Source organism: Pseudomonas sp. Irchel s3a10, assembly GCF_900187525.1.
Taxonomy (GTDB): Bacteria; Pseudomonadota; Gammaproteobacteria; order Pseudomonadales; family Pseudomonadaceae; genus Aquipseudomonas; species Aquipseudomonas koreensis_G.
This window is the reverse complement of the sequence record NZ_FYDR01000004.1, coordinates 230,393-257,304: the sequence shown is the minus strand read 5'-3', so window position 1 is coordinate 257,304 and position 26,912 is coordinate 230,393. Positions and strand designations below refer to the sequence as shown.

21 protein-coding genes and 1 pseudogene are annotated in these 26,912 nt (G+C 61.2%); 3 read left to right on the top strand and 19 right to left on the bottom strand.

Annotated elements, in window-relative coordinates:
- Positions 1 to 179: 179 nt before the first annotated feature.
- Positions 180 to 1,241, top strand: a pseudogene (locus CKW11_RS29130) (methyl-accepting chemotaxis protein); the annotation flags it as partial.
- Positions 1,224 to 2,096: a methyl-accepting chemotaxis protein gene (locus CKW11_RS29125; protein WP_371917875.1), complete on the top strand. Its 873-nt coding sequence runs from the start codon at positions 1,224 to 1,226 to the stop codon at positions 2,094 to 2,096. The pseudogene CKW11_RS29130 and the gene CKW11_RS29125, both read left to right, overlap by 18 nt.
- 146 nt (positions 2,097 to 2,242) lie before the next feature.
- Here the strand turns inward: CKW11_RS29125 and CKW11_RS14065 are convergent, their stop codons facing one another.
- The 18 genes from CKW11_RS14065 to hutC all read right to left on the bottom strand — a co-directional run bounded on the left by CKW11_RS14065 (position 2,243) and on the right by hutC (position 24,688).
- The gene (locus tag CKW11_RS14065; RefSeq protein WP_095137988.1) at positions 2,243 to 2,977 is read right to left on the bottom strand and encodes an amino acid ABC transporter ATP-binding protein; all 735 of its coding nucleotides are present in this window, start codon (positions 2,975 to 2,977) and stop codon (positions 2,243 to 2,245) included.
- The gene (locus CKW11_RS14060; protein WP_027611292.1) at positions 2,970 to 3,929 is read right to left on the bottom strand and encodes an amino acid ABC transporter permease; all 960 of its coding nucleotides are present in this window, start codon (positions 3,927 to 3,929) and stop codon (positions 2,970 to 2,972) included. Before CKW11_RS14060 ends, CKW11_RS14065 begins: the two co-directional genes overlap by 8 nt.
- Before the next feature lie 129 nt (positions 3,930 to 4,058).
- Complete coding sequence (locus CKW11_RS14055; RefSeq protein WP_095137987.1) at positions 4,059 to 4,856, bottom strand: transporter substrate-binding domain-containing protein; 798 nt, start codon at positions 4,854 to 4,856, stop codon at positions 4,059 to 4,061.
- Positions 4,857 to 5,046: 190 nt separating this feature from the next.
- Positions 5,047 to 7,617, bottom strand: a complete 2,571-nt coding sequence (gene mdoH / locus CKW11_RS14050; protein ID WP_095137986.1) for a glucans biosynthesis glucosyltransferase MdoH — start codon at positions 7,615 to 7,617, stop codon at positions 5,047 to 5,049.
- A complete protein-coding gene (locus tag CKW11_RS14045; protein ID WP_166496377.1) occupies positions 7,610 to 9,394 on the bottom strand; it encodes a glucan biosynthesis protein G in 1,785 nt (594 codons plus the stop codon). Before CKW11_RS14045 ends, mdoH begins: the two co-directional genes overlap by 8 nt.
- 307 nt (positions 9,395 to 9,701) lie before the next feature.
- Positions 9,702 to 10,139, bottom strand: a complete 438-nt coding sequence (gene dtd / locus CKW11_RS14040) for a D-aminoacyl-tRNA deacylase (protein ID WP_003220826.1) — start codon at positions 10,137 to 10,139, stop codon at positions 9,702 to 9,704.
- Positions 10,136 to 11,107: a prolyl aminopeptidase gene (gene pip, locus CKW11_RS14035; RefSeq protein ID WP_003220824.1), complete on the bottom strand. Its 972-nt coding sequence runs from the start codon at positions 11,105 to 11,107 to the stop codon at positions 10,136 to 10,138. Before pip ends, dtd begins: the two co-directional genes overlap by 4 nt.
- 228 nt (positions 11,108 to 11,335) lie before the next feature.
- The gene (gene hutG, locus CKW11_RS14030; protein WP_095137984.1) at positions 11,336 to 12,139 is read right to left on the bottom strand and encodes an N-formylglutamate deformylase; all 804 of its coding nucleotides are present in this window, start codon (positions 12,137 to 12,139) and stop codon (positions 11,336 to 11,338) included.
- Between the two features lie 10 nt (positions 12,140 to 12,149).
- Positions 12,150 to 13,355: an imidazolonepropionase gene (gene hutI / locus CKW11_RS14025; RefSeq protein WP_095137983.1), complete on the bottom strand. Its 1,206-nt coding sequence runs from the start codon at positions 13,353 to 13,355 to the stop codon at positions 12,150 to 12,152.
- A 100-nt stretch (positions 13,356 to 13,455) separates the two neighbouring features.
- Positions 13,456 to 14,988, bottom strand: coding sequence for a histidine ammonia-lyase (gene hutH / locus CKW11_RS14020; RefSeq protein WP_095137982.1), 1,533 nt, complete (start codon positions 14,986 to 14,988; stop codon positions 13,456 to 13,458).
- A gap of 115 nt (positions 14,989 to 15,103) precedes the next feature.
- Positions 15,104 to 16,627: a histidine ammonia-lyase gene (gene hutH, locus CKW11_RS14015; protein WP_095137981.1), complete on the bottom strand. Its 1,524-nt coding sequence runs from the start codon at positions 16,625 to 16,627 to the stop codon at positions 15,104 to 15,106.
- A gap of 180 nt (positions 16,628 to 16,807) precedes the next feature.
- Positions 16,808 to 17,638, bottom strand: a complete 831-nt coding sequence (locus tag CKW11_RS14010; protein ID WP_007961757.1) for a glycine betaine/L-proline ABC transporter ATP-binding protein — start codon at positions 17,636 to 17,638, stop codon at positions 16,808 to 16,810.
- The gene (locus CKW11_RS14005) at positions 17,635 to 18,486 is read right to left on the bottom strand and encodes a proline/glycine betaine ABC transporter permease (RefSeq protein WP_007949591.1); all 852 of its coding nucleotides are present in this window, start codon (positions 18,484 to 18,486) and stop codon (positions 17,635 to 17,637) included. Before CKW11_RS14005 ends, CKW11_RS14010 begins: the two co-directional genes overlap by 4 nt.
- 84 nt (positions 18,487 to 18,570) lie before the next feature.
- On the bottom strand, positions 18,571 to 19,539 hold the full coding sequence (locus CKW11_RS14000) for an ABC transporter substrate-binding protein (RefSeq protein WP_095137980.1): 969 nt from the start codon (positions 19,537 to 19,539) through the stop codon (positions 18,571 to 18,573).
- 69 nt (positions 19,540 to 19,608) lie between these two features.
- Complete coding sequence (locus CKW11_RS13995; protein WP_095137979.1) at positions 19,609 to 21,081, bottom strand: cytosine permease; 1,473 nt, start codon at positions 21,079 to 21,081, stop codon at positions 19,609 to 19,611.
- A 163-nt stretch (positions 21,082 to 21,244) separates the two neighbouring features.
- Positions 21,245 to 22,930, bottom strand: coding sequence for a urocanate hydratase (gene hutU, locus CKW11_RS13990; RefSeq protein WP_095137978.1), 1,686 nt, complete (start codon positions 22,928 to 22,930; stop codon positions 21,245 to 21,247).
- A gap of 481 nt (positions 22,931 to 23,411) precedes the next feature.
- Positions 23,412 to 23,981 carry a HutD family protein gene (locus CKW11_RS13985; protein WP_095137977.1) on the bottom strand — a complete coding sequence of 190 codons (570 nt, stop codon included), beginning with the start codon at positions 23,979 to 23,981 and terminating at the stop codon, positions 23,412 to 23,414.
- Positions 23,978 to 24,688, bottom strand: a complete 711-nt coding sequence (gene hutC / locus CKW11_RS13980; RefSeq protein ID WP_162803449.1) for a histidine utilization repressor — start codon at positions 24,686 to 24,688, stop codon at positions 23,978 to 23,980. Before hutC ends, CKW11_RS13985 begins: the two co-directional genes overlap by 4 nt.
- A 146-nt stretch (positions 24,689 to 24,834) precedes the next feature.
- Here hutC and CKW11_RS13975 point away from each other — a divergent pair, with 146 nt between their 5' ends.
- Entirely contained in the window at positions 24,835 to 26,199 is a 1,365-nt protein-coding gene (locus tag CKW11_RS13975; protein WP_095137976.1) for a formimidoylglutamate deiminase, read from the top strand.
- 119 nt (positions 26,200 to 26,318) lie between these two features.
- On the opposite strand, the gene CKW11_RS13970 is transcribed toward CKW11_RS13975, so the two are convergent.
- Positions 26,319 to 26,888 (bottom strand): lipocalin family protein, encoded by a 570-nt coding sequence (locus CKW11_RS13970; RefSeq protein WP_041071454.1) that lies wholly within the window; start codon positions 26,886 to 26,888, stop codon positions 26,319 to 26,321.
- Between the last annotated feature and the right edge of the window lie 24 nt (positions 26,889 to 26,912).

Here is a 26,912-nt window from a genome sequence, read left to right as displayed (position 1 = left end):
CAGGCTGCGATCTTTTGATTTTGTTTTTTAACAGCAAGATCAAAAGATCGCAGCCTCGTTGCACTCGTCAGCTCCTACAGAACCCGGGTTGGCATTCAAATCAGGTTACAGATTGCCATCATCCAGCCGATACAGTCCCCATAAGTCCAATTAGCAAGTGGTCCGAGGGGAGTCGTCGCATGTACCGTTGGTTAGCCGAGAATCTTGGAAACGTCAGCGTCAAACGCAAACTGGGCATCGGTTTTGGCCTGGTGCTGTTGCTCACCCTGCTGATTACCTTTACCGGCTGGACCGGCATGAGCGGCATCATCAGCCGTGGCGATAAACTGGGCTTCATCTCCAGCCTCAATGAGCTGACCAAGGACTTGCGCCTGGCGCGCATGGACTACGACATGCGTCGCGGCGAGCAGGGACCGGGCGCCGTCAATGAATTGCTGGCCAAACTCGAAAGCGGCCTGCAATCGGCGCGCAGCATGATCGAACAACCCGCCGATGCAGCGATGGTCGACCAGCAACTGGCGGCCGTAGCCGCGTACAAGCGAGCGTTTGGGGAAATGACCCAGGCCACCGTGCAACGTGAGGACGCGCGCAACAAGCTGGGTGCAAACGCAGACAATGCCGTGGCCAAGGTCAGCGAAGTCGAAAATGCACTGCTGCAAGGGGACAGCGTCGCGCAGTTCAATGCCGTGATTGAGCTGAGCAAACTGCTGCAGCAAGCGCGCTATCAGGTGCGCGGTTACACCTACAGCGGTAAGGCCGAGGCCGAACAACCGGCGCTGACGGCTATCGATAATGCCCTGAAAAACCTCGAAAGCCTGCCGACTCGGGTGCCGGAACAGCACATTGCCAACCTGCAACAAGCCACTGATTCGCTCAAGGCGTACCGCGCCGCAGTCAGCCAATTCCGTGATTCACAGGTGAAGAACGCCGCAGCGCTCGCCAGTATGGCGGCGCAGGGCGACATTCTGATCGCGGTCAGCAAGAAGCTCACCGAATCGCAGACAGTGGTTCGGGACACTGACGCCGCACGCGCCAAGAACCTGCTACTGATCGCCACCGCGCTGGCCTTGGCGTTCGGCTTGCTCGCCGCCTGGGCGATTACCCGGCAGATCATCATTCCGCTGAACCAGACCCTGAAAGTCGCCGAACAAGTGGCCGCTGGCGACCTGACCCACAATCTGGTCTCGCTGCGCCGCGACGAACTCGGTCAGTTGCAACGTTCGATGCAGAGCATGACCCAAGGCTTGCGCGAGTTGATCGGCGGCATCAGCGACGGCGTCACGCAGATCGCCAGCGCCGCCGAGGAGCTCTCGGCGGTGACCGAGCAGACCAGCGCCGGGGTCAACAATCAGAAAATCGAGACCGATCAGGTCGCCACCGCCATGAACGAAATGGCCGCCACCGTGCAGGAAGTCGCGCGCAACGCCGAGGAGGCTTCCGAAGCCGCCGTGGCCGCCGACCAGCAAGCCCGCGAAGGCGACAAGGTGGTTGGTGAAGCCATCGCGCAGATCGAGCGTCTGGCCGTCGAAGTCGGCCACTCCACCGAAGCCATGGGCGAACTCAAGCGCGAGAGCGACAAGATCGGCAGCGTGCTCGACGTGATCAAGTCGGTGGCCCAGCAAACCAACCTGCTGGCGCTCAACGCCGCGATCGAAGCGGCGCGTGCCGGTGAGGCCGGGCGTGGTTTTGCGGTGGTTGCCGATGAAGTGCGCAGCCTCGCCCAGCGCACGCAGAAGTCCACCGAAGAGATCGAAGAGCTGATCGTCGGCCTGCAAACCGGCACCCAGCAAGTGGCAACGATCATGGACAACAGCCGCAGCCTGACCGACAGCAGCGTCGAACTGACCCGCCGTGCCGGTGGTTCGCTGGAAAGCATCACTCGCACCGTGTCGGCGATTCAGGCGATGAACCAGCAGATTGCCGCAGCGGCCGAGCAGCAGAGCGCCGTGGCTGAAGAGATCAACCGTAGCGTGCTGAATGTGCGGGATGTGTCGGATCAGACCTCGGCGGCGAGTGAAGAGACGGCGGCGTCGAGTGTTGAGCTGGCGCGGTTGGGGACGCATCTGCAGACACTGGTGGGGCGGTTCAAGGTTTGAGGTGATCCGAAAACCTCGGTTCGCTCTGAACCGAGGTGATGCATTCGCGAGCAAGCCCGCTCCCACAGTTGACCTGGTTGTCCATGCGGACGCGGTCTAATGTGGGAGCGGGCTTGCTCGCGAAATCGGTAGGTCAGACGCTGAAATTACAAGACCTGACGCAGAAAGGCCTGCGCCCGCGGATCCTTCGGCGCATCAAAAAACTCCGCCGGGGAAGCATCTTCCAGCAGTTTGCCGTGATCGAAGAACAGCACCCGATCCGCCACTTCCCGGGCGAAGCCCATTTCGTGGGTGACGCAGACCATGGTCATGCCTTCCACGGCCAGATTCTTCATCACATCCAGCACTTCACCGACCATTTCCGGGTCGAGGGCCGACGTCGGTTCGTCGAACAGCATCACTTTCGGGTCCATCGCCAACGCCCGGGCAATCGCCACGCGCTGTTGCTGACCGCCGGACAAACGTGACGGGTATTCCCGCGCCTTCTGCGCAATACCGACCTTTTCCAGCAACGCCAGGGCCTTGGCCTCGCTTTCCTTCTGCCCACGCTTGCGCACGACTTTCTGTGCCAGGCAGAGGTTTTCCAGCACGGTCATGTGCGGGAACAGGTTGAAATGCTGGAAGACCATGCCGACTTCGCGGCGGTAGGCGTTTACGTCGGTTTTCGGGTCAGCCAGTTGCAGGCCGTCGATGCTCACCGAACCCGAGTCGAATTCTTCCAGGCCATTGAGGCAGCGCAGGAAGGTCGATTTACCCGAGCCGGACGGGCCGATCACCACCAGCACTTCGCCCTTGGCCACCGTGGTGGTGACGTTATCCACAGCCCGGACTACCTGACCACGGGTGTCGAAAACTTTTACCAGATCGCGGACTTCAATCACTTTGCGCGAGCCTCCGCTCAAGCCGGCTGGCGATTTTCGACAGCGGCAGGTTGATCAACAGGTACAGGCCGGCAACGCAGAACAGAATCTCGAACGGCGAGAACGAGGTGGTGATGACTTCACGGCCGCTTTTCAGCAGCTCGGTGATGGCGATCACCGACACCAGCGAGGTGTCCTTGACCAGACTGATGAACTGCCCGGCCAGTGGCGGCAGTACGCGTTTGAATGCTTGCGGCAGTACCACGTGGCGCATCGACTGGCCGGCGCTCAGACCGAGCGAACGCGCCGCTTCGTTCTGGCCACGGGCAATCGACTGCACGCCGGAACGGATAATCTCCGCGACATAGGCGCCAGTGAACAGCGACAGCGCGGCGATCCCGGCGAACTCACGGGACAGGTTCATCACCGTGCCGATGAAGAAGTAGAAAATGAAGATCTGCACCAGCAGCGGCGTGCCGCGCACCAGCTCGACGTAGATGCTCGACAGGTCGCGCAGGGTCGGGTTGCTCGACAGGCGGCACAGTCCGGTGACCAGACCGATCAGCAGACCGAGTACGCCGGACACTACCGACAGCCACAGCGTGGTCCAAAGGCCCCACAGCAGCGGCCCTGCCGCCCAATGCCGGGTTACGCCCACGACGTCGCCTTCTGCCACATCGTCGCCCTGAGCGAATTGCAGGCTGTTCTCGTCGACAGTCAGGTGCTGCTCGTCACCGGCATCGTTGCGCAGAGTGACCTGCGCACTGCCGCCCTTGCGCACCAGCTCGGTGACGGTGGAGATGTCGGTGGCACGCTGGGATTCTTCGGCCTGATAGGCGAAGTACTGCGGCACGCGGTTCCAGCGCCATTCGTAGGACATCAGCGACGTGGCGTAATACAACGCGCCCGCCAGGCCGACCAGCACCAGCACGGTCAGGACGTGCCAGGGCCATTGGGCTTTTTTCTGTTTCATTGCAGGTTCCGGATTCTGTATCGCCTTGGAGGCCCTCATCGCGAGCAGGCTCACTCCTACATTGGAATGCGCTCCCCTGTAGGAGTGAGCCTGCTCGCGATCGAGGCAACGCGGTCTATCTGACCGGGCTTATTCCATGTCCTTGAGCCACTCGGTGCTCTTGAACCACTTGTCATGGATACGATCGTAGGTGCCGTCTTCGTGGATCTGGTGCAGGAAGTTGTTGATGAAGTTGATGCTGTCGTAATCACCCTTCTTCAGACCGAAGGCCAGCGGCTCGTAAGTGAACGGCTTGTCGAGGAACACCAGTTTGCCGGCGCCGACCTTGTTTACTGCAACCACGTTGTACGGCGCGTCGTAGATGAACGCGTCAGCCTTGCCGTTGACCACGTCGAGCACCGCTTCCTGCTCGTTGTCGTAGCCGTGGTACTTGGCCTTGGCGATCAGCTTCTTGGCGACCATTTCACCGGTGGTGCCGAGCTTGGAGGTGATGCGATAGTCGGCGGTGTTCAGGTCTTTATAGGACTTGATGGTGCCTTCCAGTTCCTTGCGGATCAGCAGTGTCTGGCCGACCACGATGAACGGTTCGCTGAAGTTCAGGCGCAGGTTGCGCTCCTGAGTCAGGGTCATGCCGCTGCCGATCATGTCGAATTTGTCGGTCATCAGGGCCGGGATGATCCCGTCGTAACCGGTGGACACCAACTCGAGCTTGACGCCCATGGCCTTGGTCATGGCTTTGAGGATGTCGACTTCGAAACCGATGATTTCGCCGCGCTTGTTGGTCATTTCGAACGGCATGTAGGTCGGATCCATACCGACTTTCAACGTGCCGCGCTTGACCGCGTCATCGATTGCGCCGGCCTGCGCCGCAGTGACTGCAACCAGTGCCGTGACGCCGACCAGCAGCATCGACAGATACTTCTTCATCTTCAAGTCCCCAAAACCATTGCGTTTGCGGCGCGAAAACCGACAGAAATGGACAAGATTGTCCGGGTGCGCCAATTCGGGGACGGATGCTAACGCACTCGTTCGTTTGCACAAGGTTTTTTGATCGATTGCAGATCAGCGCCCGCTGTCGTCAGGACAAAAAAAACCCCGCTTTCGCGGGGTTTCTTCATCAGGCCGGTTGCGCCTGCAGACTCACAGGCTTGAGCGGCAGCAGCGGCGCATGCGGATCGGCTTTCACCGAAGCGCGCCAGGCATCCAGCCACTCGTTGTGGCCTTCGGCCCAGACCAGTTCGTGCAGACGGGCCAGGGCCACCGGATCGCTCAGCAGTTGCAGACGATCATGGTTGTTCAGCCCGGCCGGGCCGACCTTGATCGCGTGACGTACACGCTCCTGACGCAGCCACTCGATCGGCTCGGCCTGACCGTGACGCGAGGTCGCCAGCGAGCACGCCAGGGCGTTCTGCTGCGGATCGACCACGGCGCGGATGAAGCCGTCGTTCAGCGCGTGCCAACGATTCTCGTGGGTGTACTGGTCGGTCGCCAGCAGCGCCTGTGGCGGATTGTATTCCTCGGGGATGAGGAACAGGCTCTCGTCACGGGATTTGAGGCCCAGGCCGACACGGCTGGAAATCACCGACACCGGGATCGACAGCATCAGCGAACCAACGATCGGCACCAGCCACCACAGGAAGCTCGGGTTCAGCCAGATCACCAGCAGTGCCCAGCAGAAGCCCAGCAGGGTCTGCGGACCGTGGCGCTTGACCGCCTCGCTCCATGGCGTGGAGTCGTCGTCACGCTGTGGCGAGTTCCAGGTTGCGGCCCAGCCGAGGAACGCGGCGAGGACGAAACGGGTGTGGAAAATCATCCGCACCGGCGCCAGCAGCATGGAGAACAGCATCTCCAGCAGCATCGACAGGGTCACCTTGAACTTGCCGCCGAACTCTTTCGCGCCCTTGGCCCAGATCAGGATGATGCTCAAAAGCTTCGGCAGGAACAGCAGCACGATAGTGGTCGAGAACAGCGCGATCGCCTTGTCCGGGTGCCATTGTGGCCACAGCGGATAGAGCTGACGCGGTTCCAGGAAGTACTGCGGCTCCATCAGTGTGTTCACCGCCAGCAGCGCGGTCGACAGCACCAGGAAGAAAAACCACAACGGCGCCGACAGGTACGACATCACGCCGGTGAGGAACACTGCGCGGTGCACCGGGTGCATGCCTTTGACCAGAAACAGGCGGAAGTTCATCAGGTTGCCGTGGCACCAGCGACGGTCACGCTTGAGCTCGTCGAGCAGGTTCGGCGGCAGTTCTTCGTAGCTGCCCGGCAGGTCGTAGGCAATCCACACGCCCCAGCCGGCACGGCGCATCAGCGCAGCTTCAACGAAGTCGTGAGACAGAATCGCCCCGGAGAACGCACCCTTGCCAGGCAACGGCGCCAGGGCGCAGTGGTCGATGAACGGCTTCATGCGGATGATCGCGTTGTGACCCCAATAGTGGGATTCACCCAACTGCCAGAAGTGCAGGCCGGCAGTGAACAGCGGACCGTAAACGCGGGTAGCGAACTGCTGCATGCGCGCATACAGGGTATCCATGCCCGACGCACGCGGCGCGGTCTGGATGATCCCGGCGTCCGGCGTGGCTTCCATCAGGCGTACCAGACTGGTCAGGCACTCGCCGCTCATCACCGAGTCGGCGTCGAGCACGACCATGTACTTGTAGTCACCGCCCCAGCGACGGCAGAAGTCGTCGAGGTTGCCGCTCTTGCGTTTCACACGGCGGCGACGGCGGCGATAGAAGATCTTGCCGAAGCCCTTGGCTTCGCGGCAGACGTCCAGCCAGGCCTGTTGCTCGGCGACGCAGATATCGGTGTCGTTACTGTCGCTGAGGACGAAGAAGTCGAAGCGATCCAGATCACCGGTAGCGGCGACCGACTCGAAGGTGGCGCGCAGACCGGCGAATACCCGAGGCACGTCTTCGTTGCAGATCGGCATCACCAGCGCGGTACGGGCGTCTTTCGGAATCGGCTCGTTACCGGCGCTTTTGCCGGAGATGCGGTATTTATCGTGACCGGTGAGCAACTCGAGGAAGCCCATCAATGCCGTCCAGAAACCGGCCGAGACCCAGCAGAACAGAATCCCGAACAGGATCAGGATGCTGGTTTGCAGCGCATACGGCAGCACCTGCGTGGCAGTTTGCAGCAGCGGCTGGTGCAACACTTCGTCCAGATCGACGAACGACCAGCCCTGGTACGGCATGATGCCTTTCATGTACCAGCCGGCAACGATGGTCTGGCCGAGCATCAGCAGCAACAGAATGTAGCGGCGGATAGAACCGACCGTGCGCCAGCGCGCGGCCGGCAACACGTTCGCATCTTTCGGCGGCTGTGGCGGGTTGGTGCGCCCGGTCAGGCGGCGCCAGCCACGCACCAGAATATTGGTGCGCCATGGCTCCGGCACGACTTTGGTCCGACGGATGGGCGGCGTCGCCTTCATGCTGACCCGACCGCTGGCGTCGAGCACCAGCATTTCCGCCTCTTCCAGCTCCTCGGCGGTGCTCAGGGTCAGGCGCTTGCCCACCGAAGCCTGGGCGGCTTCGGCAGGGGCGTCGAACGTCGGCGACGACAGGCGTTGGTGCAGTTCGCTGAATGACTGGCAGCCCGCGAGTTCCGCGCGCTGCTCGTCGGTCATCGGCAGATGCGCCAGATACTCGGACAGAGTCTCTGGCTGTACTTGAGAGTTACTCATCGGCAGGCAACTGATAGCTCCAGGTCTCGGTCAGGACTTCTTCAGTCGGTGCCGATTCCGGTGTGGCTGGGGCCGCGTTGGCAGCGGTTGGCTGCTTGGCGTCTTTGTTGGCCTTGTCCTTGGCATCTGCGGCTGGCTTGGCGTCGGCCTGTTTGGCCTCGGCTGCCTTGGCTTCCTTCTCGATCTTCTCTTGCTGCTTGGCCGCGACCTTGTCCGCCTTGGCCACCGACGAATTCGACGCCGGTACCGAAGACTTGGCCAGATCAGCGGTGACCACTGGCTGAACCAGGGCGGCACGCATCTCGGTGGACTTGCTCGCGTCCTTGATCTTCATCCGCAGGGTCAGGCGCCAGCCCTTGGTTTCCGGGTTGTAACGCACGCTGTTCTCGACCAGTTCGGCGTTGTCGCCAACGCTGACCTGACTGCGCACGTCGGCATCCGGGGCCAGAGCCGCCAACGACGGGCCTTCGAAGTCGACCAGGTAGGCGACGCTACCATCCGGCTGACGGATCAGGTTCGACTGCTTGACGTCACCGGTCGAACGCAGGGTCTGCTTGACCCAGGCGCTGTCGGGGGCGTGAAGCGCTGCTTCGTCCATGGTCCAGTGCAGGCGGTAGGCGAAGTCCAGCGGCTTGCCTGGCTCCGGCATGGTTTCCGGGCTCCAGAACGCAACGATGTTGTCGTTGGTTTCGTCAGCGGTCGGAATCTCTACCAGATCAACGGTACCCTTGCCCCACTCGCCCTTCGGCTCGATCCAGGCGCTTGGGCGCTTGTCGTAACGGTCGTCGAGGTCTTCGTAGTGGCTGAAGTCGCGACCACGCTGCAGCAGACCGAAACCACGCGGGTTCTCGACGCTGAAGTTGCTCACGGCCAGGTGTTTCGGGTTGTTCAGCGGACGCCAGATCCACTCGCCGTTGCCGGCATGGATCGACAGACCGCTGGAGTCGTGCAGTTCACGACGGTAGTTGAGGACTTTCGACGGCTGGTTGGCGCCGAACAGGAACATGCTGGTCAACGGTGCGATGCCCAGTTTGCCGACTTTGTCACGCAGGAACATCTGCGCCTTGACGTCGACAATGGTGTCGCTGCCCGGACGCAGGATCAGGCGGTAGGCACCGGTGGCGCGCGGCGAATCAAGCAGGGCAAAGATCACCAGATGCTTGTCGCCGGGCTTCGGCTGCTGAATCCAGAACTCGCGGAAACGCGGGAATTCTTCGCCCGACGGCAGTGCGGTGTCGATGGCCAGACCACGGGCCGACAGACCGTAAGTGTGCCCCTTGCCGACGACGCGGAAGTAGCTCGCGCCGAGCATGGTCATGATTTCGTCTTGCTTGTCGGCCTTGTTGATCGGGTACAGCACACGGAAACCGGCGTAGCCCAGTTGCTCAGTGGCTTTCGGATCGAACTTGAGGTCGCCGAAATCGAAGCGGGTCGGATCGTATTTGATCTCTTCGACGGTGTTCGCCGTGATTTCGTTGATTTTCACCGGCGTGTCAAAGTGCATGCCCTGGTGATAGAAGGACAGCTTGAACGGTGTCTTCTGATCAGCCCACTCAGCCTTTTCGGTGAGGAAGCGGATTTTCTGATAATCCGCGAACTTCATGTCGCGGAATTCGTTCGGCAGGTTGCTGCGCGGGGCTTCGAACTTCTGCCCGGCCAGCTCTTTAGCCTTGGCTGATACATCGTCAAGATTGAACGCCCAAAGCTGGCCGGCGCTGAGCAGGCACAGGAGCGCCGAACCCGCTACCAGGGCACTTCGCATGCGTTTGGCAGACATTTTTGCTGCATTACAGGGACTAACAATCACGAGCAACCCTCGCCGAAAACAGATCAAAAAACCAACGGCCAGCTATCTATATGCCAGGTTGGCGAGCATTGTTCCGACTCCGCTGGGGCAAAATGATTCCCCAATCGGATCCAGACAAGTCTCTACCTAAGTCAAAAATGGACCAACGAACGCTGATCCCCATAGCGCGCGATTATCTAGTAGCCCGCGTGACAACGCATCAGGGGTAACAAAGTATTTATCGCGAAAAACGCCTGTTTTCAGTCGAAAAGCCCTTGAAAAGATGTTTCAAGCGCTTTCATGTCTGTAACAGGAAGGTTACCGGGCCATCGTTGACCAGGTGCACCTGCATATCCGCGCCGAATCTACCTGATGCCACAGTGCCATGCATCTGTTTCGCTTTGCTCAATAGATAGTCGAACAATTCCTCGCCCAATGCCGGAGGGGCCGCGGTCGAGAAACTTGGACGCAGCCCGCTCTTGGTGTCGGCAGCGAGGGTGAACTGAGAGACCAGCAGCAACCCGCCGCCCACATCCGCCAGGGACAGATTCATCTTGCCCTCGGCGTCACTGAATACCCGATAGTTAAGCAGCTTATGCAGAAGTTTGTCGGCGCTGGTACGGGTGTCGTCGGGTTCGACCGCCACCAGCACCAGCAAACCCTGATCCACCGCGCCGACTATCTCTCCCGCGACTTCGACCCGTGCACCGCGCACGCGCTGTAACAGCCCCTTCATGCTTCTTCGGGCGGCAGGTCGAGCAGGCGACGGGCCATGTTGCTTGCGGCCCGCACCAGCGCATCGGTGATGCCCGGCTCGGAGGCCGCGTGACCGGCGTCGCGAATCACCTGCAGCTCGCTGTTCGGCCAGGCCTGATGCAGTTCCCAGGCGTTGTCCAGCGGGCAGATCACGTCGTAGCGACCGTGAATGATCACCCCTGGCAGATGAGCAATCTTGCCCATGTCGCGGATCAACTGATTCGGCTCAAGAAACGCATTATTGGTGAAGTAGTGACACTCGATCCGCGCGATCGACAGGGCGCGCTGCGGCTCGGAGAAACGGTCGACCACCAGCGGGTTCGGGCGCAGGGTCGCGGTGCGCCCTTCCCACGTCGACCAGGCTTTGGCCGCGTGCATCTGCGCGATCTGATCGTTACCGACCAGACGCTTGTGGAAGGCGCTGAGCAGATCGTCGCGCTCGTCCAGTGGGATCGGCGCGATGTAGTCCTGCCAGTAGTCGGGGAACAGACGGCTGGCACCGGCCTGATAGAACCACTCGATTTCCTGCGGGCGGCAGAGAAAGATCCCACGCAGGATCAGACCGTGTACGCGCTCCGGGTGGGTTTGCGCGTAGGCCAGCGCCAGGGTCGAGCCCCACGAACCGCCAAACAGCACCCATTTGTCGATGCCCAAGTGCTTGCGGATACGCTCGAGGTCGGCGACCAGATCCCAGGTGGTGTTGTTTTCCAGGCTGGCGTGCGGGGTGGAGCGTCCGCAGCCGCGCTGGTCGAAGGTGACAATGCGATACAGGTTCGGGTCGAAATAGCGACGGCTCTGCGCGTCACAACCGGCACCCGGGCCGCCGTGGATGAACACCACTGGCAAGCCTTCCGGCGAACCGCTTTCGTCGACGTACAGCGTGTGGGTGTCATCGACAGCCAGATCGTGCCGGGCATGGGGTTTGATCTGCGGAAACAATGTCTGCATTGCGTGCTCCGTAAGGGGTCGAGGTCATCCCTGGGGGGACTTTCTATTATTCTGCCGTCCGGCATCATAAACCCGATTTACGTCAATGAGCATGCCCGTACGCAGTCACAATTTTTCTGCTGCATACAAAACCTATGGGAGCGGGCTTGCTCGCGAAAGCGCTATGTCATTCAACGCATATGTTGCCTGACGCGCCGCTTTCGCGAGCAAGCCCGCTCCCACAGTGGGTTATGCGGAGTAGTGAGACTCTGCCCAGGCCAGATAGCCCTGCAGCAACTCCTTGAGCACCACCCGCGTCGGCTCCGCCAGGTCGGCGCGGTAGCGGAACGGTACGAACTCTTCCATGTAGGTGCTCTGGCACAGCTCCAGTTGCACGGCGTGGATGTTCTCGGCCGGGTTGCCGTAATGGCGGGTGATGTGGCCGCCCTTGAAGCGTCCGTTGAGCACGTGGCTGAAGTTGCCGTGACGGGCGCAAATGGCATCCAGTTGCGTCGCCAGTTGTGGATCGCAACTGGCGCCGTTGAAGGTGCCGAGGTTGAAATCCGGCAGTTTGCCGTCGAACAGGTGCGGGATGATCGAGCGGATCGAGTGCGCGTCGAACAGCAGCGCATAGCCGAACTCGGCCTTCAGCCGCGCCAGTTCTTGTTGCAGGGTGCGGTGGTACGGCGTCCAGATCTGTTCCAGATAGGTCGCGCGTTCCGCTTTGGAGGGCTCCAGCCCTTCGCGGAACAACGGAATGCCTTCGAACAGCGTCGCCGGGTACAGCCCGGTGGTGGCGCCGGCATACAACGGCTTGTCATCGGACGGACGGTTGAGGTCGATGACGAACCGCGAGTATTCGGCGGCCAACGTGCTGGCGCCCAACTCCTCGGCGAAATCATAGAGCTGCGGAATGTGCCAGTCGGTGTCCGGCAGGCTTTTCGCGTCGGCGATCAGCCCGGCTTCGACCGCAGGCGTCAGGCGCACGCCGGCATGCGGCATGCTGATCAGCAGCGGTACGCGACCTTGTTTGAAATTCAGAACCTTATCCACAACCGCTCTCCTACAGACTTGATTCGACGCCGTGACGCACGACGCGTTTGTCCAGATCACCACCGAGCCAATAGGCCAGATCCGCCGGACGATCGATGTGCCAGGCGACGAAGTCCGCGACCTTGCCGACCTCCAGCGAACCGTGGGTGTCAGCCATCCCCAGCGCTTGTGCGGCATGAATGGTCGCACCGGCCAGGGCTTCTTCCGGGGTCATGCGGAAACAGGTGCAGGCCATGTTCAGCATCAGACGCAGCGACAGCGCCGGCGAGGTGCCGGGGTTGAGGTCGCTGGCGATGGCGATCTTGACCTTGTGTTTGCGCAGGGCGTCCATCGGCGGCAACTGGGTTTCGCGCAGGAAGTAGAACGCCCCCGGCAGCAGCACCGCGACGGTGTCGGACTTGGCCATGGCGATGGCGTCGTCTTCGTCCATGAACTCCAGATGGTCGGCGGACAACGCGTGATACCGCGCGGCCAGACTGGAGCCATGCAGCGACGACAATTGCTCGGCGTGCAGCTTCACCGGCAGACCGAGTTTCTGTGCGGTGATGAACACCCGCTCGACCTGCTCCGGCGAGAACGCCAGGTACTCGCAGAACGCATCCACCGCATCGACCAGCCCTTCGGCCGCCAATGCCGGGAGCATCTCGGCGCAGATGTGCTCGATGTAGTCGTCAGCGCGATCCTTGTACTCCGGCGGCAGCGCGTGGGCGGCGAGGCAGGTGCTGCGCACGCTGATCGGCAGCTCCTTGGCCAGGCGACGAATGACCCGCAGGATCTTGCGTTCGCTGGCCAGGTCCAGACCGTAGCCGGACTTCATCTCGACCGTGGTCACGCCGTCGCGCATCAGGCTTTTCAGACGCTTGGCGGCGCTGGCGAACAGCTCATCTTCGCTCGCTTCACGAGTGGCGCGCACAGTGCTGGCAATGCCGCCGCCCTGCGCCGCGATCTCGGCATAGCTGACACCTTGCAGACGCTTCTCGAATTCGCCGCTGCGGTTGCCGCCGAACACCGTGTGGGTGTGGCAGTCGATCAGGCCCGGGGTCACCCACGCGCCTTGCAAATCGTTGACCGCCGGGTATTCGCCGGACGGCAGCAGATTGCGCGGACCGATCCACTCGATGTGCGCACCGGACGTCACAATGGCCGCATCCTCGATGATCGAGTAGACGCCCTGCGCCATGGTTGCGACGTGGCAGTGTTGCCAGAGGGTTTTCATCCCAAGTCCTCGTCTTGTTCAAAATCGATTCGCGAGCAAGCCCGCTCCCACAGTTGAAATGCGTTCCCCTGTGGGAGCGGGCTTGCTCGCGAAGAGGCCCTTACAGGCTAGGCAAAAGCTTCGCAGGAACCAGCTCAGTCAGGCAGCGCGAAGCCAACAACTCAGTCGCCGCATTGATGTCCGGCGCAAAGAAGCGGTCCTTCTCATAGAACGGCACTTCCTTGCGCAGAATCGCCCGCGCCTGTTCCAGTTTGGCCGAGGTCTTCAGACCGTTGCGCAGGTCCAGCCCCTGCACCGCCGCCAGCCATTCCACCGCGAGAATCCCGCGAGTGTTCTCGGCCATTTCCCACAGGCGCTTGCCGGCGGCCGGCGCCATCGACACGTGGTCTTCCTGGTTGGCCGAGGTCGGCAGGCTGTCGACCGAATGCGGATGGGACAGCGCCTTGTTCTCGCTGGCCAGTGCCGCGGCAGTCACCTGAGCGATCATGAAGCCGGAGTTCACCCCGCCATTGGCCACCAGAAACGGCGGCAGTTGCGACATGTGCTTGTCCATCATCAGCGAGATACGGCGCTCGCTCAGCGAGCCGATTTCAGCGATGGCCAGGGCCATGTTGTCGGCGGCCATGGCCACCGGTTCGGCGTGGAAGTTACCGCCGGAAATCACATCGCCTTCAGCGGCGAATACCAACGGGTTGTCGGAGACGGCGTTGGCTTCGACCACCAACACTTCAGCGGCCTGGCGGAACTGGGTCAGGCAGGCGCCCATGACTTGTGGCTGGCAACGCAAGGAGTACGGGTCCTGAACCTTCTCGCAGTTCTGGTGCGAGTCGGAGACTTCGCTGCGCTCGCCGAGCAGATCGCGATATGCGGCAGCTGCATCGATCTGACCTTTCTGACCGCGAGCGGCGTGAATACGTGCATCGAACGGCGAGCGCGAACCCAATACCGCTTCAACCGTCAGACCGCCCAGTGCGATTGCGCCGGCAAACAGGTCTTCACCTTCAAACAGACCGCGCAGGGCAAATGCGGTGGACACCTGAGTGCCGTTGAGCAGCGCCAGACCTTCTTTCGCCGCCAAAGTCAGCGGGGTCAGACCGGCAACTTTCAGCGCTTCGGTGGCTTCCATCCACTCGCCCTTGTAACGCGCCTTGCCTTCGCCCAGCAGCACCAGCGACATGTGCGCCAGCGGCGCGAGGTCACCCGAGGCGCCGACCGAACCTTTGAGCGGAATGTGCGGATAAACCTCGGCGTTGATCAACGCGATCAGCGCGTCGATCACCACGCGGCGGATGCCGGAGAAACCACGGCTGAGGCTGTTGACCTTGAGCACCATGATCAGCCGCACCAGCTCATCGCTGATCGGCTGGCCGACGCCGGCTGCGTGCGACAGCACCAGCGAACGCTGCAGGTTTTCCAGGTCTTCGCTGGCGATGCGGGTCGACGCCAGCAGGCCGAAACCGGTGTTGATGCCGTAGGCGGTGCGGTTCTCGGCGAGGATCTGCTCGACGCAAGCGACGCTGGCTTCGATCTGCGCCGCAGCGCTGTTGTCGAGGGTCAGTCTAACCGGTTGCTGATAGACGTCACGCAGTTGGGCGAGGCTCAGTTGGCCGGGAATCAGGTTCAGCGCAGTCATTAAAATGCTCCTTTTGAACATTGTTATTAACTACCAGTCGCTCCGGAGCATTCCGTTATCCGTCGTTTCTCGTCTTGTGGACGATCCGCGCCTTGGCACGCTGGTATGGGTATTGTCAGTGCAGATTGGGTAATACGTTGTGCAGCGCATTCGGTTTTTTCAGAACGCTGGCGGCGGCGGCGATATCCGGCGCCAGCCAGCGATCCTGATCGTAGGCCGGGACGGTTTCACGCAGCAGGCGCCACGCCCGGTCAGTGCCCGCGCCAAAGCGCTGCTCCTTGAGGAATTCAAAGGCCTGCGCCGCCAGCAGGTATTCGATGGCGAGGATCTGCGTGCAGTTTTCCAAGGCGCGGTGCAGCTTCAGCACAGCGCTGGTGCCCATGCTCAGGTGATCTTCCTGCAGGCCCGAGGTGACGTAATTGTCGAGCACCGCCGGCTGCGCCAATTGGCGGTTCTCGGCACACAGCGAAGCGGCGACGTATTGCACGATCATCATCCCGGAGTTCACCCCCGGATTGGCCACCAGAAACGCCGGCAGACCGCTGACGTGCGGGTTGACCAGACGATCGAGGCGGCGCTCGGCAATCGAGCCGATTTCAGCCATGGCAATCGCGAGCAGATCCGCTGCCATCGCCACTGACTGGCCGTGCGGGTTGGCCTGCGACATCACCCGGAAGTTGTCGGGCGTGCCCAGCAGCAACGGGTTGTCAGTGCAGCCGTTGAGTTCGGCTTCGACCTGTTTGATCGCATGTTCCAGTTGATCGCGCGCAGCGCCGTGCACCTGCGGAATCGAACGGATGCTCAGCGCATCCTGAGTGCGAATGCCTTTGCTGGTCGCGATTACTTCACTGCCATCGAGCAAGGCGCGCAGGTTGCTACCGACCTGTTGCATGCCAGGGTGCGGCTTGAGCGCGATGATCTCGGCATCAAACGCGGCGATCTGCCCGCGCTGCGCTTCGAAACTCATGGCGCCGATCACATCGGCCCATTGCACCAGGCGCATCGCGTCGGCAATCGCCAGGCAACTGAGGCCGGTCATGCACGGCGTGCCGTTGACCAGGCACAAGCCGTCCTTCGCACCCAATTGCACCGGCTGCAAACCTTCTTCGGCCAGCGCCTGTTGCGCTGAGGTGATCTGCCCGCGATAGCTGACATTGCCCACGCCCAGCAGCGCGATGCCGATGTGCGCCATGTGCGTCAGATAACCCACCGAACCTTGCGACGGAACCTGTGGAGTAATGCCGCGATTGAGCAGCGCCAGCAGCGCTTCGACCACGCGGCGATGAATGCCGGATTTGCCGTGGCTGAAGTTGTGAATCGCAGCGCAGATGATCGCGCGGGTTTGCTCATCAGGCAGTACCGGGCCGACGCCGCAGGCGTGACTGAGCAAGGTGTTGCGCGAGAGCTGGCTGAGTTGTTCGTCCTTCAGCGACACGTTGGACAGACCACCCAGACCGGTGTTGACGCCATAGGCACGCTCGCCGCTTTCGACGATGCGCTGGACGATGCCCTGAGCGTTTTCGATGCGCGCCCAGGTCTCGCTCGACAGTTCCAGTTGCGCGCCGTGACGGGCGACGGCGACCACGTCCTGCCAACGCAGGGGGCTGCCGGTGATGATGATTTTTTCAGCCTGGGACATCTAAAACCTCATGCCTATTCTTTGATACAAAACCTGTGGTGAGGGGATTTATCCCCGATGGGCTGCACAGCAGCCCCAAAACCTGCAGCCAAGATGTTTCAGGTGCGCCGCATGCAATGTTTGGGGGCGGCTTCGCCACCCATCGGGGATAAATCCCCTCGCCACAAAGGCAATCCATATTCAGACTACTGCCGCCCGCCGCTGCACGAACCGGTCGACATATTCGTCCGCCGGCGAATGCAGGATCTCTCTTGGGGTGCCGACCTGAATCAGCTTGCCGTCCTTGAGAATCGCGATGCGGTTGCCGATGCGCACGGCCTCGTCGAGGTCGTGAGTGATGAAGACGATGGTCTTGTGCAGGGTCTTTTGCAGCTCCAGCAACTGGTCCTGCATCTCGGCGCGGATCAGCGGATCCAGCGCGCTGAACGCTTCGTCCATCAGAATGATGTCGGTGTCCGCCGCCAAGGCGCGGGCCAGGCCGACACGCTGACGCATGCCGCCGGAGAGCTGATGCGGGTATTTGTTTTCGTAGCCTTTGAGGCCCACGGTGTTGATCCAGTGCAACGCGCGTTCGGCGCACAGTTGCTTGCTCTCGCCGCGCACTTTCAGGCCATAGGCGACGTTCTCGATCACGGTCTTGTGCGGCAGCAGGCCGAAGCTCTGGAACACCATGCTGATCTTGTGCCGGCGAAATTCGCGCAGGGCTTCCATGTCGTATTGCAGGATGTCCACGCCGTCCACCAAGATCGCGCCGCTGGTCGGGTCGATCAGGCGATTGAAGTGGCGCACCAGAGTCGACTTGCCCGAGCCGGACAGGCCCATGATCACGAAGATCTCGCCAGTGCCGATGCTCAGCGACAGGTCGTTGACCCCGACCACGCAACCGGTTTCGTTCAGCACCTGGTCCTTGGTCTTGCCCTGGCCGACCATCGCCAGTGCGTCCTTGGCGCGGTTGCCGAAAATCTTGAAGACGTTTTTGACTTCGATCTTGCTCACGGTTGCGTTGTTCATTTGCTCACCTCATGCCGTGGCCGACCGTACGCCTGAGTAATGCGGTCGATGACCACTGCGAGAATCACGATCGCCAGACCGGCTTCGAGACCGCGTCCGACGTTGAGGGTCTGAATCCCCACCAGCACGTCTTCACCCAGACCGCGGGCGCCGATCATCGAGGCGATGACCACCATCGACAGGGCCATCATGGTGGTCTGGTTGATCCCGGCCATGATGCTTGGCAGGGCCAGCGGCAGTTGCACGCCGAACAGTTGCTGCCAGCGGTTGGCACCGAAAGCGTTGATGGCTTCCATCACTTCCCCGTCGACCTGGCGAATGCCCAGATCGGTCAGGCGGATCAGCGGCGGCGCGGCGTAGATCACTGTGGCGAAAATCGCCGGGACCTTGCCCAGACCGAACAGCATCAGCACCGGGATCAGGTACACGAAACTTGGCATCGTTTGCATGATGTCGAGCAACGGCATCAACACCGAACGCAGGCGGTTGCTGCGCGCCGAGAGGATCCCCAGCGGAATGCCGATCAGCACCGAAATGATCGTCGCGACCATCATCAGCGCCAGGGTCTGCATGAGCTTGTCCCACAGGCCGACAGCACCGACGAGGAACAGCAGACCGACGATGACGGCGGTGGTCACGACTTTACGCGTGGCGTGCCAGGCGACGACGCCGACGATCGCCAGCATCAACCACCACGGCGCCGCACGCAGCAGGCCTTCGAGGTTGACGATGGCCCACAGCAGGGTGTCCGAGATGTGGCGGAACACATCACCGTAGTTGGTGACCAGCGAATCGACCCAACCGTTGACCCAGTCGGCGATGGAAAAGGTAAAGCTTTCGGGAAACATAAGCGGCTCTCAATCAGAAATCTCAATCAAGCGATTTACGGCATATCTCCCGGCCAGCCTCACGGTTGACCGGGAGGTATCGACCTACAGCGCCGCGTCGATTTTCTTGGCTGCGTCTTCACTGACCCACGCATGCCAGACTTCAGGATGTTCCTTGAGGAAGATTTTCGCCAGTTTTGGCGACTCGATACGCTCCTTCGCCATGCGGCCCAGGTTCTGGTTCAGCAGGTCGATCGGCAGGTTGACCTTCTCCAGCACGGCCACCAGTTCCGGCGCTTGTTCGTGGAAGGTTTTGGACAGGCCGACCTTGATGCTCACGCTCTTGTCGACGCCCGGTTTTTCTTCCAGCTTGACCGCGTCGATCTGGCCCATCAGCGGGGTTGGCGACCAGTAATAGAACAGGATCGGCTCGCCACGCTTGTAGCTCGACAGCACCGCCGCATCCAGGGCCGGGCCGGTGCCCGGGCGGAAGTTGGTGTAACTGTTTTCCAGGCCGTAGCTTTTGAGCATTTCGCTGTTGTCCAGCTCGCAGGTCCAACCCGCCGGGCAGTTGTAGAAACGGCCCTTGGACGGCTCTTCGGCGTCTTTGAAAACGGCCGCGTATTTGCCCAGATCGGCGATGTTTTTCAGATCCGGGGCTTTTGCCTCGATCTTGCGTTTGGCGTCGCCTTCGATCACGTAGCGCGGCACGTACCAGCCTTCGATCGCGCCGACGATCGGGGCGCCGACACCGACGACTTTGCCGGCCTTCTCGGCCTTGTTCCAGACTTCGCTGCGGCCGACCCATTCTTCGGCAAAAACTTGAATGTCGTTGCTGCTCAGGGCGTTCTCCATGGTGATGGAATTGCCCGGCAGGCTGTCGGTCTTGCAGTCGTAACCTTTCTCCAGCACCACTTGCAGCACGTCGGTCAGCAGCATGCCGCTTTCCCAGTTGAGGCCGGCGAATTTCACCGGTTTGCCGGACTCGCACCAGCCGGCTGCCTGAGTGGCACCGGCACTGGCCAACAGGCCCATGGACAGCAGTGTGGTGAGCAGGGTCTTGTTCGATTTCATTGTAGCGACGCTCCTAATCATGAATTGGCTTACGGCAGTCAAGAGGCATCCAGCCCTGTCCACGTCCAATCAGGCCTGCGCCGCAGCGCGCCCGGCCCCACTTTTTTCAGGTGGTACAACGCTGTTCTGCTCGACCGGCAGAATCAGTTGATCAGGCACCGAGCCGTGCCATTTTTTTGCGCACACGTAGTAGAGGGCAGCAGGCAGCACCAGGCCGATGATCCAGGAGATATCCACATCACCGAGGGCAGCCACCAACGGGCCGGTGTAGAACTTGGTGGAGATGAACGGCAGCTGCACCAGCACACCGAACACATAGACACTGATCCCGAGCAGGTTCCAGCGCCCGTAGCGACCGTTCGGATCGGCCAGCGCCGGCACGTCGTAGCGCTCGCGGGTGATGCAGTAGTAGTCGACCAGATTGATCGCGCTCCATGGCGTGAAGAACGCCAGCAGGAACAGGATGAACGACTTGAACGCACCGAGGAACGAGTGCTGACCGAGCAAGGCGACCAGGGTTGCCGCGCCGACGATCACCAGCACGAACACCAGACGCTGCATGCGCGTAACGGTCAGGTGACCTTTGAAACCACTGATGATGGTCGCGATGCACATGAAGCTGCCGTAGGAGTTCAGCGTCGAGATGGTGACCTTGCCGAACGCGATGCTGAAGTACAGCAGCGCGGCGGTGGCACCAGTGCCGCCCAGCCCGACGATGTAGGCCACTTCGTGACCGGCAAACTGGCCGTTGGCCGAAGCCGCGGCGAATACGCCAAGCACCATCGCCACCTGCGCACCGATGACCGAACCGGCGCCAGCGGCAAAGAAGGTTTTCACCGAGGAAATCTTGCTCGGCAGGTAGCGCGAATAGTCCGCCACATACGGGCCGAACGCGATCTGCCAGGATGCCGCGAGCGACACCGCCAGCAGGAAGCTGCTCCAGCTGAAGTGACGGATCTGCAACAGTGCGCCCACATCCACCTGGCTCAGCAAACGGCTGAACAGGTAAACAAAGGCAATCACGCCGATGACACTGGCGACCCGGCCGATCCAGTGGATCACCCGATAACCCAGCACCGTGACCAGCACAATGACACTGGCGAACAGCAGGATGCCAACCGTGTCACTGACGCCAAACAACTGGCCCAGCGCCTGCCCGGAAAGCACCGTACCGGTGGCGGTGAACCCCAGGTACATCAGGCACACCAGCACGATCGGGATCGCCGCGCCGTACACGCCAAATTGCACGCGGCTGGAAATCATCTGCGGCAGGCCCAGTTTCGGCCCTTGCGCCGCATGCAGCGCCATCACCCCGCCGCCCAGCAGTTGACCGATCAACAGACCGATCAACGACCAGAACACATCACCGCCCAGCACCACGGCCAGCGCCCCGGTGACAATCGCGGTGATTTGCAGATTCGCACCCATCCACAGGGTGAACTGGCTCAACAGACGACCGTGTCTTTCCGCTTCCGGGATGTAGTCGATCGAACGCCTTTCGATCAACGGTTTGTTGCCTGCACGATCGGGGGTTACAGCCATGATTCAACCTCTGTGGATTGTTTTAATTGTTCACTGAGCTTCGGTAGGGCTGCTTTTCTGTGGGAGCGAGCTTGCTCGCGAATTGGCCAGCACATTCAACATCTGTGCTGGCTGACAGATTGCTTTCGCGAGCAAGCTCGCTCCCACATAAAGCCAAAGCGTGTTACTTGCCGCCGGTAATCATCGGCAAGTTCAGCCCCTGCTCCTTCGCACAATCGATAGCGATCTGGTAACCGGCATCGGCGTGACGCATGACGCCAGTGGCCGGATCGTTGTGCAGCACGCGCGCAATACGCTCGGCCGCTTCGTCAGTGCCGTCGCAGACAATCACCATGCCCGAGTGCTGCGAGAAGCCCATGCCCACGCCACCGCCGTGGTGCAGGGAAACCCAGGTCGCGCCGCTCGCGGTGTTCAGCAGGGCGTTGAGCAGTGGCCAGTCGGACACGGCGTCCGAACCGTCCTGCATCGATTCGGTTTCGCGATTCGGGCTGGCCACCGAGCCGGAGTCGAGATGGTCGCGACCGATCACGATCGGTGCCGACAGCTCACCGCTGCGCACCATTTCGTTGAACGCCAGACCGAGCTTGGCGCGCAGGCCCAGACCGACCCAGCAGATACGTGCCGGCAGACCCTGGAAGCTGATGCGCTCGCGGGCCATGTCCAGCCAGTTGTGCAGGTGCGCGTCGTCCGGGATCAGCTCTTTGACTTTGGCGTCGGTCTTGTAGATGTCCTGCGGATCACCCGACAGCGCCGCCCAGCGGAACGGGCCGATGCCACGGCAGAACAGTGGGCGGATGTAGGCAGGGACGAAGCCCGGGAAGTCGAACGCGTTTTCCACGCCTTCTTCCTGCGCCATCTGACGGATGTTGTTGCCGTAGTCGAAGGTCGGAATGCCTTGCTTCTGGAAGTCCAGCATCGCTTTGACGTGAACAGCCATCGACTGCTTGGCGGCTTTGATCACAGCGGCCGGCTCGGTCTTGGCGCGGGCGCGATACTCGTCCCAGGTCCAGCCCGCCGGCAGGTAACCGTTGAGTGGGTCGTGGGCGCTGGTCTGGTCGGTGACCATGTCCGGGCGCACGCCGCGCTTGACCAGTTCCGGGAGAATTTCGGCGGCGTTACCCAGCAGCGCGATGGAAATCGCTTTGCCTTCGGCGGTGTATTTGGCGATGCGCGCCAGGGCGTCGTCGAGATCTTTGGCCTGCTCATCGACGTAACGGCTTTTCAGGCGGAAATCGATGCTCACCTGCTGGCATTCGATGTTCAGCGAGCAGGCGCCAGCCAGGGTTGCAGCGAGTGGCTGAGCACCGCCCATGCCACCCAGACCGGCGGTCAGCACCCACTTGCCCTTGAGGTTGTCGTTGTAGTGCTGGCGACCAGCTTCGACGAAGGTTTCGTAGGTGCCCTGGACGATGCCCTGGCTGCCGATGTAGATCCAGCTGCCGGCGGTCATCTGGCCGTACATGGCCAGGCCTTTAGCGTCGAGTTCGTTGAAGTGCTCCCAGCTCGCCCAGTGCGGCACCAGGTTGGAGTTGGCGATCAGTACGCGCGGGGCGTTGCTGTGGGTCTTGAACACGCCGACCGGCTTGCCGGATTGCACCAGCAGGGTCTCGTCGTCGTTCAGATTGGTCAGGCTTTCGACGATCTTGTCGTAGCACTCCCAGTTACGCGCGGCGCGACCGATACCACCGTAAACCACCAGCTCTTTCGGGTTCTCGGCCACTTCCGGGTCGAGGTTGTTCATCAGCATGCGCAGCGGCGCTTCGGTCAGCCAGCTCTTGGCGGTCAGCTTGTTGCCGCGGGCAGCGCGGATCTCGACGTTGCGAAACTTTGTAGGCTTATTGTCAGTCACGAAAAAGACTCCTCAGCGATCAATTCAAACCAACCCTGGCAGTGGGCAAGCAGCCTGTGCGCCTCAATGCGCGACAAGCGAATCAGTGGACGCTGCGGACTTATACGCATACGTCTTTACTTGTACATACAAGCATATGCAATCAAGCGGCCAACTTACTGGAGGGGCGTTCAAGAAAAATCGCGGACAGGGCTGCAGAGCGCCTGAGTCAAGGGTTGCGGCGTGAATGAAAATTTTTGCGGAGGTGTATGAGGGAAGTGTGCGGCTGTTACGAAAGCGTGGTTATGCGCCACGCTGGGGCGTTCGGTAACAAGTTGGTGCGCCGAGGGAAACGGCCTGTAGAAATGCAATTGTGGCGAGGGAGCTTGCTCCCGCTGGAGGCCGAAGGACTCCCATTCCGGCATTTACCGAAATGGGGCCGCTTCGCAGCCCAGCGGGAGCAAGCTCCCTCGCCACAATGTGTTTTATATGAGCAGAAGGATCAGCGCGCAGTCAGTTCAATAACGCAGCACCCGGCATTGACCGCCACTTCAACCAGCCCGGTGTTACCGTCCAGTTGCAGACAATCATGCCGACCCAGTTGCGCAGTGCTGTCACCGACCTGCACTTGCAGCAGCTCACTGACACTGAACACCAGCACCGTCGATGCCGAGCTGAAGAACCGCTGCTCACCATCCAGCCACTGCAACCGCGCGCTGTACCGCTGTGGCGCGTAGATCAGGTTGAAGTCGCGGATCGCACCACCAAGCAAAGTGCAGGACACCCGACTTTCGCCGCTGAACGCAAACGGATCCAGCGGTAACAATGGGCGCGTGTCATCACCATCGACGCACAGGGTCATGCCATCGCCCTGCAATACCGTGATCACCCGCTGGTAACCGGCAAAGGTCGAGAAACCACCGGACTCGGCAATGTCGGCAATCGACAGCCGCCAACCGAAACCATCGAGGCCAGCTCCGGCGTCACGGGTTATTTCTTCGGTGCTGCCGCCGCCGTTTTTCCACGGCATGCGCGGGTAACCCTCGGCGCGTAAAACCTTCAAACCATTCATTTATGAAAGCGTCCTTCCAGACGATGACGGGAACCGGGGTGGATCAAGCGAGCGGCGGTCACCGGCTGACGCCCCGACCAGGTGCGGCGACGGATCAGCAGGCAGGGCTCGCCTTTTTCGATCTGCAGCAGCTTGCACTCGGACGGCTCAGCGAGGATCGCTTCGACCACATGCTCGCCTTCGGTCAGCGGCGCCACCTGATTGAGATAGGCGTAAGGCGTCTGCAGGGTAAAGTCCTGCTTGAGGTATTCCGGGGCGACCAGTGCGTTGACGAAGCGGTCTTCGATTTGCACCGGAATGTCGTTTTCGTAATGCACGATCAGCGAGTGGAAGACCTTCTGCCCTTCGCGCATGTCCAGCGCCAGCGCACGCTCGGAGCCGGCAGCCTCTTCTTCGAGTGTGATCACCTGGCAGGTGTGGCGATGGCCACGGGAGGCGATTTCGTCGGCGATGTTGTGCACTTCGAACAGCGCGGACTGGCTCTTCGGTTCGGCGACAAACGTACCGACACCTTGCATGCGCACCAACAGGCCGTCGGCGGTCATTTCGCGCAGCGCGCGGTTGATGGTCATGCGGCTGAAACCGAGCTGGCTGACAAGTTCGCTTTCCGACGGTACGCGGTAATGCGGTGGCCAGTTACCGCTGTCGATCTGCTGGGTAATCATCTGTTTGACGCGGGCGTACAAGGGCGCCGGACTGTCGCCCATGTTCGCGGCCAACGGGGAGACTGGAGGCGGAGTCGGCACGGTTGATCCCTGTTCATTGGATGAAGGTTGCTAGCTTGCCGGAGTTTACCGGGCAGGCAAACGTCTGTATATGTATATACAAATAACACACGATGGGGTGCTGAACCATGTCCGCTTTCTTTGCCGAACGCGCGCTGCTGCCTAACGGATGGGCCAATAATGTACGTCTTGAGGTCAATGCCGATGGCGTGTTGACCCAAATCCTGGCCGATTCCACCGCAGACGGCGCCGAACGGCTGAGCGGTCCGCTGCTGCCGGGCATGCCCAATCTGCACTCCCACGCCTTCCAGCGCGCGATGGCCGGGCTGGCCGAAGTGGCCGGTAATCCCAACGACAGTTTCTGGACCTGGCGTGACCTGATGTATCGCCTCGTCGGAAAAATCAGCCCGGAGCAGCTCGGCGTGATCGCCCGTCAGCTGTACATCGAAATGCTCAAGGCCGGTTACACCTCAGTTGCTGAATTCCACTATGTGCACCACGACAACAACGGTCAGCCGTATGCCGATCCGGCCGAGCTGGCACTGCGCATCAGTCAGGCAGCGAGCGAAAGCGGTATCGGTCTGACTCTGTTGCCGGTGCTGTACAGCCATTCCGGATTCGGCGGCCAAACGCCCAATGATGGGCAGCGCCGCTTTATCAACAGCACCGAAAACTACCTGAAGCTGCAATCGCGCCTGCAACCGCTGCTGGCTCAGCAAAAAGCGCAATCGCTGGGTCTGTGCTTCCACTCGCTGCGCGCGGTCACCCCGCAGCAGATCAGCGAAGTATTGGCCGCCAGCGACAAGCAATGCCCGGTGCACATCCACATCGCCGAACAGCAGAAAGAGGTCGACGACTGTCTGAGCTGGAGCGGTCGCCGGCCGCTGCAATGGCTCTACGAAAACACCGAAGTCGATCAGCGCTGGTGCCTGGTTCACGCGACCCACGCCAACCCGGAAGAAGTCACGCTGATGGCCAAAAGTCGCGCCATCGCCGGCCTGTGCCTGACCACTGAAGCGAATCTGGGCGACGGGATTTTCCCGGCCGTGGATTTCCTCGCTCAGGGCGGGCGCATGGGCATCGGTTCCGACAGCCATGTCTCGCTCAGCGTGGTCGAGGAATTGCGCTGGCTGGAATACGGCCAGCGTCTGCGTGATCAGCGGCGTAACCGTTTGTATGGCGCGGATCAACCGATGGTCGGGCGCACGTTGTATGACGCGGCGCTGGACGGCGGCGCCCAGGCGCTGGGGCAGCCGATTGGTGCGCTGGAAGTCGGCAAGCGTGCCGACTGGATCGTGCTCGATGGCAATGATCCGTATCTGGCGACGGCCAGCGGTGACGGGATTCTGAATCGCTGGTTGTTCGCTGGCGGCGATCGTCAGGTGCGCGACGTGTTGGTCAATGGCCAGTGGGTGGTGCGCGATGGCCGACATGCGGGCGAAGAAGACAGTGCACGCGCCTTCACCCAGGTTCTGCGTGACCTTTTAGGCTGACACAAAACAAAAATGTGGGAGCGGGCTTGCTCGCGAAAGCGGTGTATCAGTCAATATTTCAATCGACTGACACGCCCTCTTCGCGAGCAAGCCCGCTCCCACATTTGATCTTCGAAGGCTTAGTTCGAAGTCTTGGCCATCTGCCGATCCGACGCCCGCCAGATCAGTCGCGTGGTGTCGTAACCCTGCTGACGCGCCTTGCTCAAAAGCTCTTCACGCACCACACCGTTGACGGTCGGCGTGCGCGACAGCAACCACATGTACTTGCGACTCGGGTCGCCGACGATGGCGGTCTTGTAGTCGTCGCTGACGTACAACACCCAGTATTCGCCTTTCGCCACACCCGGAATCAAGCGCGAGAACCAGGTATCGAACTCGACCCACAACTTGTCGGTCTTGCCCGGCACCTGTGGGTAGGCCTTGCCTTTGGCTTCTTCCCATTGCCAGTCGGCGGTCAGGCAGCGATTGAGCACATCGACATTGCCGTCCGGTCTGAGCGAGTAATGGGCTTCGGACTGCGCGCAGTTACGCTGGAAGTACATCGGCAGGCGCGCCAGTTCATACCAGGTGCCCTGATAACGCTTGAGGTTGACACTATGAGCCGTCTTGGGCGCCAGCGGATCTTCACCGTGGGTGGCGCAGCCGGCCAGTACCAGGCCGGCAAAAAGGACGAACAATAACCGCTTCATTATTTTTCTCCCGTGGGCGCGTAG